This is a genomic window from Lewinella sp. JB7, assembly GCF_024297185.1.
Classification (GTDB): Bacteria; Bacteroidota; Bacteroidia; order Chitinophagales; family Saprospiraceae; genus Neolewinella.
In genome coordinates this window covers 476,497-489,380 of sequence record NZ_JANCTD010000002.1, presented here as the reverse complement: position 1 = coordinate 489,380, position 12,884 = coordinate 476,497, and the positions used below count along the sequence as shown (strand labels likewise).

Annotated in this window: 10 protein-coding genes and 1 pseudogene; 10 read left to right on the top strand and 1 reads right to left on the bottom strand. The window is 60.8% G+C overall.

The features are described from left to right. Positions 1–73: 73 nt before the first annotated feature. Together NMA52_RS05530 and NMA52_RS05525 are read left to right on the top strand one after the other, a co-directional pair. The gene (locus NMA52_RS05530; RefSeq protein ID WP_254826654.1) at positions 74–721 is read left to right on the top strand and encodes a hypothetical protein; all 648 of its coding nucleotides are present in this window, start codon (positions 74–76) and stop codon (positions 719–721) included. Next, positions 718–1,038, top strand: coding sequence for a transcriptional regulator (locus NMA52_RS05525; RefSeq protein WP_254826653.1), 321 nt, complete (start codon positions 718–720; stop codon positions 1,036–1,038). Before NMA52_RS05530 ends, NMA52_RS05525 begins: the two co-directional genes overlap by 4 nt. A 13-nt stretch (positions 1,039–1,051) precedes the next feature. Here NMA52_RS05525 and NMA52_RS05520 read toward each other — a convergent pair whose 3' ends face one another. Beyond that, positions 1,052–1,963 carry an NmrA family NAD(P)-binding protein gene (locus tag NMA52_RS05520; RefSeq protein WP_254826652.1) on the bottom strand — a complete coding sequence of 304 codons (912 nt, stop codon included), beginning with the start codon at positions 1,961–1,963 and terminating at the stop codon, positions 1,052–1,054. A 108-nt stretch (positions 1,964–2,071) separates the two neighbouring features. Between NMA52_RS05520 and NMA52_RS05515 the strand changes: the two genes are divergently transcribed. The 8 genes and pseudogenes from NMA52_RS05515 (at position 2,072) to arsS (ending at position 12,882) form a co-directional block, all read left to right on the top strand. Continuing rightward, on the top strand, positions 2,072–3,559 hold the full coding sequence (locus NMA52_RS05515; protein ID WP_254826651.1) for a xylulokinase: 1,488 nt from the start codon (positions 2,072–2,074) through the stop codon (positions 3,557–3,559). Between the two features lie 74 nt (positions 3,560–3,633). Next, positions 3,634–4,299 carry a DUF2064 domain-containing protein gene (locus NMA52_RS05510; protein WP_254826650.1) on the top strand — a complete coding sequence of 222 codons (666 nt, stop codon included), beginning with the start codon at positions 3,634–3,636 and terminating at the stop codon, positions 4,297–4,299. Between the two features lie 41 nt (positions 4,300–4,340). After that, complete coding sequence (locus NMA52_RS05505) at positions 4,341–7,571, top strand: SusC/RagA family TonB-linked outer membrane protein (RefSeq protein ID WP_254826649.1); 3,231 nt, start codon at positions 4,341–4,343, stop codon at positions 7,569–7,571. Positions 7,572–7,595: 24 nt separating this feature from the next. Next, a complete protein-coding gene (locus NMA52_RS05500; RefSeq protein ID WP_254826648.1) occupies positions 7,596–9,023 on the top strand; it encodes a SusD/RagB family nutrient-binding outer membrane lipoprotein in 1,428 nt (475 codons plus the stop codon). Beyond that, the gene (locus NMA52_RS05495; protein ID WP_256534169.1) at positions 9,023–10,456 is read left to right on the top strand and encodes a sodium:solute symporter; all 1,434 of its coding nucleotides are present in this window, start codon (positions 9,023–9,025) and stop codon (positions 10,454–10,456) included. The genes NMA52_RS05500 and NMA52_RS05495 overlap by 1 nt, the downstream gene beginning before the upstream one ends. Positions 10,457–10,537: 81 nt before the next feature. Then, positions 10,538–11,155, top strand: a pseudogene (locus tag NMA52_RS19095) (metallophosphoesterase); the annotation flags it as partial. A 288-nt stretch (positions 11,156–11,443) separates the two neighbouring features. Then, positions 11,444–11,779 carry an arsenosugar biosynthesis-associated peroxidase-like protein gene (locus NMA52_RS19090; protein ID WP_371930944.1) on the top strand — a complete coding sequence of 112 codons (336 nt, stop codon included), beginning with the start codon at positions 11,444–11,446 and terminating at the stop codon, positions 11,777–11,779. Positions 11,780–11,811: 32 nt separating this feature from the next. Then, positions 11,812–12,882, top strand: a complete 1,071-nt coding sequence (gene arsS, locus NMA52_RS05485) for an arsenosugar biosynthesis radical SAM (seleno)protein ArsS (protein WP_254826645.1) — start codon at positions 11,812–11,814, stop codon at positions 12,880–12,882. Positions 12,883–12,884 lie beyond the last annotated feature (2 nt).

Here is a 12,884-nt window from a genome sequence, read left to right as displayed (position 1 = left end):
CGGGTTGCCTTTTACCCCGTGCTTGGTGACTACCCGTTTCCGCAATAACTTTACGGAATAAAGCTCTTTGTCCTTGCGAAACGTACAGACGCCGATATCCGATTTACGCCAGATCCGTCAGCTGATGGAACGGTCGCGGTACTTCATCGGGCTGAGCGGGCTTTCCGGGGTCGCGGCAGGCTGTTTCGCCCTGCTGGGAGTCGGTTTTCTGATGGCGTACCAGTGGGCCGGCGGGCACGATCTGGTATTCATCGCGGAGGACGTGCGGTTGAATGCACCGCATCCGTGGGGCATCTCGCCGATCGTATTTTTGGGGCTCAACGCTGCGGCGGTTTTGCTTGGCGCCCTCGGGTCGGCCTATTACTTTACCCGTCGGCGGGTAATCCGCCTGGGCTATTCCATCCGGGATCCCAAGACATATAAATTACTGTTCAATCTCGCTCTCCCACTGGCGGTGGGGGGAGTGTTCTGCCTGGCACTGGTATATCATGGCCTTGGGGAACTGCTGGGACCTACGACGCTGGTATTCTACGGATTGTCACTGATCAACGGAAGCAATTTCGTGAGTGAGGAGTTGCGCTTACTGGGCTACCTGGAGCTGGGCCTCGGCCTGATCTCGCTCTTCTTTGTCGGATATGGTTTCTATACCTGGGCACTCGGGTTCGGAGTATTCCATATTGTCTACGGTATCTGGATGTACGCTAAAAACGAAGTCGTATGAATAAGGTAGAAGCCCTGAAGACCAGCGTTGCGGCGCTCGACAAACTGTACGGCCACCGAATGCGCCTCGGCCTGATGGGCATCCTGTCCGTTAACGACTGGGTCGACTTCGTCACCCTGCGCGATGCCCTGAAGCTGACCGACGGAAGCCTGGCGGGACACATCAAAGCACTGACGAAGGCCGGTCAGATTGAGGTGGAGAAGCGATTCGTGGACGACAAGCCCCGTACGAGTTACCGTGCCACGCCGGAGGGGCGCGAGGCCTTCGATCGTCACCTGACCGAACTGGAAGATTTCTTGCGAATCATGGACAACTGAGGCGTAGCCACCGCTATTCACCGGTGCTTTGCGCCCGGGCCAGCACTTCGGCCACGGGCGTCCACCGAATGTCGGGATATCGGGCATTGTCCAGCGGAGAAAGTTTTGCCCGCCCGCTGTACATATTGCGCATGTACTGCATGCCCTGCCAGGGAGGGTACACCTCGCCGCGCCGGGGAACGATGAGCCGCGTAACGTCGATCAGGGTGCTTAGCAGGCCGACCCCGCCGACGTGTAGCAGTCGGTAGTTATCACCGGTCGCCGCGGTCGCCGCATCCCGCAGTTGTCTTGCCGATAATGATTCCCCGGCAATACGGAGGAAGCGGGGCGCCTCGGTATCGAGGGCCGCCCGGGCCGTAAAGGTCGCCGTGTCGTCGATGGTCGTGAAGTCGAGCGGCTGGTCGGCGCTGCCCCAGTAGATCACCCGGCGGATGGGCCGGACGATGAACGGAGCTTCCTCGTTCAACAGGTGGGTGAACATGCCGTTGAGTACCGAAGTAGCCCGGATCGGGGCGGCCTCCAGGCGGTACTGGAAGTTCTTGCGGAGGTCCAGATTCCGGTTAGTGCCCCGGGGAAGCTTCGTGAAGTCGATGGAAAAATCGGACGGGATGAACCGGGGAACGCCCGCACCCACGGCGGCGTCGAGGAGTCGGGACTGTATCTCCACCACCACCGGCTCGAGTCCGGACAGCGCGGAAACGACACAGCTTCCCCCCCGACAGGCCTCCCGTAGTGCCTGAGTATCGGTGAAGTCCACCTCCCGCACGTCTACCTCATCGGTTATCCAGGCCGTCAGGCGCTCCGCCGTACCGGAACGCACCAGCACCCGCAGCTGACCGCCGAGTTGTAGGACCTCCCGCCCGATGCGGCTGCCCAGGTCGCCGGTAGCTCCGGCCAGAACGATGGTTGCGGATGTATCTCCCATACCGGTTTACTCCTGAACGGCGGGCGGCGTACGACGTTCGCTAGCCCGGGACACGCCGGATGTTCGGAGCACCGTACATTGGCTGCGCAAAAGTAACCTCGCCCCGCTATGTATACCATCGGCTACGATATTGGATCATCATCCGTAAAGGCCGCGCTCGTGGAGGCCGCCACCGGCCGGGTGCTGGGCCGCGTGCAGGCACCCACCGAAGAGATGGGCATGGACGTCCCCCAGGCCGGCTGGGCGGAGCAGGACCCCGACCAGTGGTACCGCTACGTCGTCGACACCACCCGTCGACTTATCGAGGAATCGGGCGTGTCCCCGACGGATATCCGTGCGGTGGGGATAGGCTACCAGATGCACGGTCTGGTGCTGGTCGATCAGGAGCACCGGGTAGTGCGCCCCGCCATGATCTGGTGCGACGGCCGAGCCGTGGCCACGGGCGAAGGTGCCTTCAAACGGATCGGTCCCGAGCGGTGTCTGAGCCACTGCCTCAACAGTCCGGGCAACTTTACCGCCGCTAAACTAAAGTGGGTAGCCGACCACGAGCCCGAGCATTACCGGCGCACCGCCCACGCCATGCTGCCGGGCGACTACATTGCCCTGCGTTTGGGGGGCGAACCCACTACCACCGTCACGGGATTGAGCGAAGGGGTACTCTGGGATTTTTCGGATGACCAACCGGCAAAGATGGTGCTGGATGCTCTGGAACTGGATGCCCATAAACTCTGCTCCCGCGTTCCCGCCCTCGGCGTACAGGGCCAAGTGAGTGAGAGGGCCGCCGCCGAAACGGGTCTTGCCGCGGGAACCATCATCGGCTACCGGGCGGGCGACCAGCCCAACAACGCCATGAGCCTCAACGTCATCCAACCCGGCGAAGTAGCCGCTACCGCCGGAACCAGCGGGGTGGTGTACGGGGTAACCGACCGCCTGGCGTACGATCCCGGGCAACGGGTCAATAGCTTTGCCCACGTCAACCACAGCGCTGCGGACCCCCGGATCGGAATCCTGCTCTGTATCAACGGAACGGGCATCGCCCACCGGTGGATCCGTCAGCAAGTCTGCGCGGAGGGGACGGATTACGGCGCCATGGAACGCATGGCCGAAGCGGTACCCATCGGTAGCGACGGACTCCACTTCCTGCCCTTCGGTAACGGTCCCGAACGCATGCTGGGCAACCGCGACGTCGGCGCGCAACTGCTCGGACTGGACTTCAACCGCCACGGTCGGGCCCACCTGGTGCGCGCGGGGATCGAAGGGGTTGCCTTTGCCTTCGTGTACGGTATGCGGATCATGCGCGATCTCGGAGTGGAACTGAGCACGATCCGGGTCGGCAACGATAATATGTTTCAGAGCCGGGTATTCGCGTCAACGATTTCCACGCTTACCGGAGCCACCATCGAAGTGCACGACACCACCGGAGCGGTCGGGGCCGCGCTGGCGAGCGGCGTGGCGGCCGGGCTGGCTCCCGATCTGGCGTCCGCCGTCGGGCGTCAGGAAATCGAACATTCGGTAATCCCGCAAGTTGGGGACACCGAATCACTCCGTGCGGCCTACCGGCGCTGGGAATCCGCACTCACGAAGGCGCTGGCATAAATCCAATGTGTCGGCTTAAGGCGTAAGTGGTGAATGTATTTCCCCGCCGTCTACTTAACACGGACCTTTACGCTGTGCCCACTACCACCGCCATCCTGCTGTTCAGCCGCTCCGCCGCCGCGGAGGCGCGGCATAAATCTTTCGGGATCGTCCGCGAGCAGGGGGTTCGGGTGGCGCGGCATCTCATCGAGCGCACCGACCGGACGCTGAGGCACGTCGGTCTGCCGGTCCACCGCTACGACGAATCCCGGCAGCGGGGTAGGTCTTTCGGCGAGCGGCTCGCGAATGCCGCCGCGGAAGTTTTCGCCCGGGGTATCGATCAACTCATCATTGTCGGCAACGACTGTCCGACGCTTCGGGCCGACGATCTGCGTCGGGCGGCCGGTTTACTCTCCCGGGGGGACGGTGTCCTCGGTGCCGACCGGCGGGGCGGGGCGTGGCTGATCGGCCTGCACCGACGGCAGTTCGATCCGGATCGCTTTGCCGGCCTGCCCTGGCAATCCCGAAACCTGCGGGATGAGCTCGTGAAGCTCTTCCCGGGTGTATGTCACCTGCGGGAACTCCGTGATGTCAACGGCCTGCGCGACCTGCACGACCAGTGGGTCCGTCTTCGCTCCCTGCTACCCGAACTGGCATTTTTGCTGATCGACTACGTAGGCGTGTTCGGAGACCCGGCCCCGGGGCGGACGGATCGTACCCGACTGCCCGTAGTGGGGAGGGCACCACCGACGGCGGCCTAGTTTTTCGCGGCACCTCAGTCCCTTTCCCTAACCTCTTGTTTATGTTATGCTTACGTGTGTGGGCCACGCTGGTTGGCTTGCTCCTTACGTTCGTTCTGACGGGTCAGACCATTGTCTCGGGCTCCGTTTTCGGGGACGGTGAGCCCCTGATCGGAGCGACTGTATACGAAAAACGTCACCCGAGCAACGGAACCCTTACCGATGCATCCGGTGCCTTTACCATTTCCCTAGAAGAAGTTTCTGGAGAACTGGTGTTCAGCTACTTGGGCTACGTGGATAAAACTGTAGCTGTAGGCGCGGACGCGGGAGCTACGAACCTGACCGTGGAGCTTTCTCCGGGCCTCCAACTATCCGAGGTGGTGGTTACGGCGCTCGGCGTTCAGCGCAAGAACAGCGAGCTCGGCTACTCGGTGCAACAACTGGAGACCGAGGCCCTTACGGACGTGCAGGCGGTAAACTTCCTGGACAACCTCAGCGGACAGATCGCCGGCCTGCGGGTGACGGCCGGCCCCACCGGGGTAGGATCCAGCAGTCAGATCGTCATTCGCGGCGAGACCAGTTTCACCAACAATAATCCACTCTTCGTCGTGGACGGTGTTCCCATTAATAACCAGACCATTATCAACCAAACCGACGAGGCCGCCGCCGGCTTTCAGGGAGTCGATTTTGGCAACGGCGCGATGGACGTAAACCCGGCCGACGTAGCCTCGGTAAGCGTTCTTAAGGGAGCCTCCGCCGCGGCCCTCTACGGCGCCCGGGCCGCCAACGGCGTCATCGTCATTACCACCAAGCGAGGCGGTCGTCAGCCCGGCCTGGGCATCAGCTTTAACAGCAGTCTTACGGTCGAGCGCCCCTTCCAGCTGCCCCGTTACCAGAACCTGTACGGGCAGGGGCAGGGGGGAGCTTTCGCCTTCGTCGACGGTCTGGGTGGGGGCATCTCCGACAACATCACCTACAGCTACGGGCCGCGGTTGGACGCCGGTGTTAACGTTCCTCAGTTCGACAGTCCGGTGACCCTCGCCGACGGTACGGTCGTCAGGGGTGGAGACGTAGCCGTGCACGGTGGGCTTCCCATTCCGGCAACCCCCTTCGTCAGCCGGCCGGATAACGTCCGCGACTTTTACGGAACCGGAACTACGGCCATCAACAACCTTGCCATCAGCGGGGGCGGGGATTTCGGGGACTTCCGGCTGTCCGCGACCGACTTACGGAGCGAAAGCTACATTCCGGGCGTCGACCTGAAGCGCAAAACACTGGCGGGCCGCTTCGGCTTCCGTCCGGCCGACCGGCTCCGGGTCGATGCGGCGCTGACTTATACCAACTCCGGCTCGAGCAACCGCCCCGCCGGCGGCTATGGCTCGGAGAACATCAATTACGACCTTACGGCCTGGCTGGGGCGGCAGACCGATACCGAGGTGCTGCGCGATTACTGGCAACCCGGACTCGAAGGGGTGCGGCAGTTCAGCTACAACTATACCTTCTTCGATAATCCCTACTTCACGCTGCTGGAGAATCGGAACAGCTTTGCGCGCGACCGCCTATTTGGCTTCGTATCCACCCGGTATGATTTGCTCGATAACCTGTCGGTGACCCTGCGTTCCGGCATGGATTACAGTACCGAAGTCCGGCAATTCCGGCGCAACTTCAGCACCAACCGCTTTCCCCGCGGAGGGTACGCCGAAAACGACGTCATGTACCGGGAAGTGAATACCGACGTGCTGCTGGAGTACAACACCCAAATGGGCGACTTCCACCTCAACCTGCTGGCGGGTGCCAACCGTCTCGATCAGCGGGCCGGGAACATCCAGAGTAACGCCTTTACGCTGGCCCAGCCGGGTATATTCCGGCTGAGCAACGCGGCCAGTCCGGTCGTTATTCGCGACCAGTCCGCCCGCAAGCGCATCAACAGCATCTACGGTCTGGCGCGCCTGGGATACCGGGACTTCGTCTTCGTGGATGTTACGGGTCGCAACGATTGGTCCAGTGCACTGGCCACTCCTACGAGCGCCGACCGGACGCATTTTTTCTATCCCTCGGCCAGTCTGAGTGTCGTGGTCAGTAAAGCGTTGTCTCTGCCGACCGCAATCGATTATTTGCAGTTGCGGGCTAACGTGGCCCAGGTCGGTAACGATACCGATCCCTACCGCACCAGTTCGATTTTCGTGGCCCAGCGCCCCTTCGCCGGGGAACCGACCTTCAGTGAGCAGGCCGTACTGGCCCAGCCGGGACTCATGCCCGAGCAAACTACCGCAACGGAAGTCGGCGGAGACGTTCGGTTACTGGATTACCGCCTCGGACTCGACTTCACCTACTTCACTCAGCGTACGGAAAACCAAATCCTCAGCCTGCCCATCGCCCAGTCATCGGGATACCGACAGCAGATCGTGAATGGGGGGAAAGTAAGCGCCCGGGGCGTGGAAGCCATTCTATCGGTCGTGCCGGTCAGTACCGATAACTTCCGCTGGACCAGCCGATTCAATTTCAGCACGAGCCGGGCCGTCGTGGACGAGCTACCGCCCGGGACCGATCGGTTTACGCTGTCGTACAGTCGGGTGTACAATTCCGTCAATCAGACGGTCTACTTCATCGTGGAACCCGGTGGAAATATTGGCGACATCTGGGGTACGGGATACCGGAAGAACGCCGACGGCCAGTTCGTGCTGGACGCCGAGGGTGCACTGGTCGCTAACAACACCCTCCGCAAGATCGGTAACGCGAACCCCGATTTCGTGCTCGGAGCCCAGAACAACCTACGCCTGGGGAATCTGGAACTGGCCGTGCTGTTCGACTGGCGGAAGGGAGGAGAGCTCGTTAGTCGCACCCTGAGTCTGGCCGGGGTAGCCGGTCAACTGGAAGAAACCGCCTACCGGCCTGAGTCCGGTATTGTCATCCCCGGGGTGCAGAATACCGGCACCTCCCAGGAACCGGTGTACGTACCGAATACCACGCCGATCTCCGCCGAACGGTACTACCGCAGTTACTACGACCGCAACCATGAGGAAAACAATGTGTACAGCGCCAGTTACCTCAAACTGAGGGAGGTCAGCCTTTCCTACCGCCTCGACCGTTCGCAACTGGCCGGCACGTTTCTCCGGGGACTGCAAGGTGCATCGGTGAGTCTGACTGGCCGCAATCTGTACGCCTGGTCCGCCATTCCCCACTTCGACCCCGAGCAATTCGCCATTCAGGGGCAGGGCATCGTGTTCGGCGTCGAGGACATGACGTACCCCAGCGCCCGCAGCTTCGGCCTCAACCTGGGACTGACCTTCTGATTACCCGCCCAAGCTCCACAACCGATGAAACTGCTTCCGATTTTTCTCTTCCCGCTGCTGCTATCCTCCTGCACCGAAGACTTCTCGGCCATCAACACCAACGAGAATGCTCCCGCCAGCGTGCAGAACGAACTGCTGCTCCGGCAAGTCCTCTACGGCTACGGCGATCAGATGAGCTACGAGGGCTTTGTAGCGGGAAACCTGCTGAGTCAGCACTTCGCCATGATTGACTTCAATCTACTGGATCGTCATGCCCTGAGCAGTCCCCAGGAAGGGGGTAATCCCTGGGATGTGTTATACACGGCGCTGCGCGATAACGAGACGATCCTCGAGCAGAGTCGACAAAATCCGGCGGCGGCGGTGTACGAAGGCCCCGCCCTCGTGCTGAAGGCCTACCTGGCCATGAACCTCACGGACATTTTCGGTGACGTTCCCTACTTCGAGGCGGTACGGGGCCGCACCGACGGAATCGTCACTCCATCGTACGACCGGCAGGAGGACATCTATCTGGTGGAGGGGGGCATTCTCGACAATCTGCGCACCGCCGTGCAAGTCATGGATGACTATACGGGCGTGTTGCCCCTACAGGGAGATATCCTTTTTTCCGGAGATCTGGCCGGGTGGAAGCGCTTCGCCAACAGCTTACGCATTAAGGCCCTGGTGCGGATATCCGGTCGGGTACCGGTGGGGGAGGAGCTGCAGGACATTTACGCTCAAGGTTCGTACATGCAAGACAACGAGCAGAATGCAACCTTTGATTTTGCCTCCGGTCCTCCGAACAGCTTCGCCTTCGCGACGGCTCGCGTGGGTATTTTCAACGTCTTTCTGATGTCCCGGACGGCCGAAGGCATTTTCAGTACCCTGAGTGACCCGAGGGTAGCCACCCTGTACCGGCCCGCCGCGGCCGGCGGAGCCTTCGTGGGAATCGAGAACGGCATCGATGCCGCTACCCCGATCGTGCCGGATAATTACGCGCGACCGGGTACCGTATGGCGGGAACGCACCGGCGACCTGGATTTCAACTACCTCACGGCCTGGGAAACTCAACTTCTGCTCGCCGAAGCCGCCCTGAAGGGATACATCGATGCCGACGCGGAGGACATTTACCGGCGCGGAGTACGGCAGGCTTTCGATTATTGGCATACCGAGATGCCCGCCGATTATCTCGACTCGGGTCCGGCCGCGTGGTCCCCGACGGAGGGTCTGCAACGGATCATCACCCAGAAGTGGATCGCCGGAATCGGAAACGGCTATGAAGGTTGGATCGAGTGGCGGCGGACCGGGCACCCCGGCTTACTTCCCGCGGTCGCCAGTCTGAACGGGGGCGTGTATCCCATTCGTTTTCCGTACCCCGCCGACGAGCAGGCGCTGAATTTCGATAACTACCGGGTGGCCGCCGAAGCTACCGACGGGAACTCGGTAAATGTACCCGTCTGGTGGGACGTCAACTAATGGAATGGCTGACGAACTATACCGTCTGGCAGTGGATACTGGTCGTGGGATCCAGTGTCCTGCTGTACGCCATTTCACCACTGGCGCGTTCCCCGGCGGCCTTCTTTCGGGGTGCGCGCCGGGAGCGCCGCCCGGGTACGCTCGCCCTCATGAGCAGCCTCGTGATTTCGTGGCTGTTCGCGAAGTCGATCACCAATGCGGCCAATCTCGGGCTGTCGTTCGGCATCCTGGGCGGCGTGGCCTACGCGGGCTATTACCTCAGCTTTGCCGTAGCCGGGGTGGTCATTTATTATATGCGGACGCGGGGTGGTTTCACTAGTATTCACGAATTCCTGAAAAGTCGGTTCGGCCGGGGGGCGGTGATGACCTTCTCCCTACTCATCTGCTTTCGACTGTTCAACGAAGTGTGGTCCAATACCATGGTCATCGGCAGTTATTTCGGAGCCGTGGGCAGTGGGTCGTACTACATCTCGATTCTGGTGTTCACGAGCCTGACGCTGGCGTATAGCCTGCGCGGGGGCATGTCCTCCTCGATCCTGACGGACATCGTGCAGCTCGTGCTGTTCGGCGTCCTGCTCGCCGTCATCCTCGGAGCGATACTGCCCGCCCTGGATTACCGGATCACGCCGCTGCTAGAAACCGCCACCCCGGCAAACGGGGGCGGCAACACTTCTGCCGGTGCACATAATCTCTTGCTGGTGGCGCTTCTGCAGAGTCTCAGTTATCCCTTCCACGATCCCGTACTTACCGACCGAGGATTTCTGGCCAGTCCGCGATCGACCCTCCGGGCATTTTTGTGGGCCGTACCGCTTGGTGCCGTTTGTATTGTCGCCTTCAGTCTGGTGGGCGTGTACGGACGTCTGCTCGGCGTGGAGGGGCAGGCCGCCGTGGAGGTTGGAAAACTGCTGGGTGGTCCGGTATTACTGGTCATGAACTTTATCATGATCACCTCGGCAGCCAGCACGCTCGACAGCACGTTTTCCAGTTTCTCCAAATTGGCGATTGTCGACATCAAAATCGGTGGACCCGAGCCGACGCCACGTAAGGGGCGCTGGGCCATGGTGGCCATCACCCTGCTGGGTACGCTGCCGGTGTTCCTCGATCCCGCTATTCTATCCGCTACGACGGTTTCCGGGGCCATGGTCGTCGGTCTGGCTCCGGTATTCTGTCTATGGTGGCTCCCCGCCCCCCGCCTCAGCTTTTACGCTTCGGTAGGCGGAGGACTCGTGGCCGGTACCGCGTACGCGCTGGATGCCTGGCCAGCCCGCTGGGTGATGGGCGGCGGAACGTACGCGGATCTTCTCAGCGTCACGGTCATTAGTGTAGTCATCTGTTTCGTCCTGTACTTGCTCCCCCGTTACTTCGGTGGGACTGACTTCCGGAGGCGATCCGTCAAATCCACATTGCCCCAACGAAAAGCCACCTATGCATAATGCCGACACTTCATCCCCTCTTCCGCCGTCAGTCGTAGTAGGGCCGCAACCGTCCCGTACTCCCACACGTATCTAAGCGCCATGTCACCTGACCATTTCAAGTCGATCGATCGTCTCTCCGGGCCCCTGCTCGTGTTCGGGGGGGTATACTCCAATCTGGAAGCGCTCCGGGCGGTGCGCCGCGAGGCGGATCGGCGCGGTATCCCTGCCGGGAACGTCATCTGCACCGGTGATACGCCCGGCTACTGCGCCGACCCGGAAGCCAGTTTGCAGTTCCTGGCCTCCTGGGGGTGTCATGCAATCGCGGGCAACGTTGAGATCAACTTGCGCGACGGTATCGACGACTGCGGGTGCAATTTTAACGATGGTAGCCGGTGCGATCTGTTCGCCCGCCTCTGGTATGCGTACGCCCGTGAGGAGGTTAGTCAGGAGAGTACGGAATTTATGCACACGCTGCCCCTCGGGCTAAGCTTCCGGTATGCCGATCGTAAAGTTTGCATTCTGCACGGATCGGTCGACCATGAGTCGGAGTTTATCTGGAAGTCTACCCCCTGGCAAACCAAGGCACGGAACTTCTCCGTAACTGGGGCCGACGTGATCATCGGTGGACACAGTGGACTTCCTTTTGCGGATGCCCGTGACGGGAAGTGCTGGTTGAACGCCGGGGCGGTCGGAATGCCGGCCAACGACGGTACCCCGCGAACCTGGTTTCTGCTGCTCGATGACGTCGACGGAGAACTGACCTATGAATTCCGCGCCCTGGAGTACGATCACCTTAGTGCCCGGGAAAAGATGCTGCAACAGCGTACGCGCCTGCCAATGAGCTACGCGACCACCCTCAAGACCGGTATCTGGGATAATACCGAGATCATGCCCGCCGCGGAGGCGTCCGGTGAAGGACAGGCTCTGATTCCCGAAAAACTGATCGACGCAGGAGCTACGGCCGCCACACAAAACCCATCCCCTCCGAACCAAAAGCTTAAAACCATGAACCCCTATAGCGACCCCAAAGACCTGCGCACCTTCGGTAAGATTGCCGACTGGCAGGAGGATATGGGAGAAAAATTTTTCGCCTGGTACAGCGGCGTCACCGAAGGCGATACAGCCCTGACGGAGCGCGAGAAAGCGCTGATCGCCCTGGCGGTGAGTCACGCCATACAGTGTTCTTACTGCATAGATGCCTACACCACTAACAGCCTGCAGGCCGGTGCCGACGAAGAACAAATGATGGAAGCCGTTCACGTGGCCGCGGCCGTAAAGGCGGGTACCACGCTCATCTATGCCCGACAGATGCAGCGGCAGGTGGAAAAGGTGACTATGTAAATCTACGGGGGACCGTAAAAAATTTATGATCAATGGGAGTCAAACAAAAGACCCAGAGTTTAAAACGCAAGGGTTCCGACCTGACTAGCGGATACGTACAGTTGAACGTGTTGAACGGAAAGGACGTAGAGGACGCCCGCTTCCCCCGCTTCGCCGACCGTCTGGCGGACCAGGGGCACCGCCCCTTCAAACCTACGGAGATCGAAATTTTCCAGCTCAACATCGGGAAGTTGTGCAATCAAACGTGCGCCCACTGTCACGTAGATGCCGGCCCCGACCGCAAGGAAGAAAATATGAACCGGGCCGACCTGGAACTCTGCGTCGCGGTACTCGCCGCCAGTCCTTCGATCAAGGTGGTCGACATCACCGGCGGGGCCCCCGAAATGAACCCCCACTTCCGCTGGTTCGTGGAGCAGTGTACCGCCCTCGGTAAACGGGTGATCGACCGCTGCAACCTCACGATCATCATGGCAAACCCCAAGTACCGGGATCTCCCCGAATTTTTGGCTAAGCACCGGGTACAGGTCGTTTCCAGCCTGCCCTACTTCAGCAAGGGGCGGACCGACGGGCAGCGGGGAGATGGGGTCTTCGAGGATTCCATCAAGGCGCTGCAACTCCTCAACGACGTTGGCTACGGACAGCCCGGAACCGGACTCAAACTGGATCTGGTTTTCAATCCTTCCGGTGCCTACCTGCCCGGGAAACAGGAGACGCTGCAGGCGGAATTTAAGCGGCAGCTGGATCGCAAGTACGGCATCGTTTTCAACGAGCTTTACGCGATCACCAATCTACCGGTCAGTCGCTTCCTGGACTATCTGCTCGAAAGCGGAAACTACGGGGAATACATGCAGAAACTAGTCGACGCCTACAATCCGGCTACGGTGGACGGGCTGATGTGCCGCAATACCATTTCCGTCAGCTGGGACGGCTACCTCTACGACTGCGACTTCAATCAGATGCTTGACCTCAAAGTCGCCAGTAAGGGACAGCACCTGCGGGATTTCGACCTCGAGGCTCTGCGCAACCGCAACATCGTCCTGAACCAACACTGCTACGGTTGCACCGCGGGGGCGGGGAGCAGCTGCGGGGGCACGGTAGCTTAGTC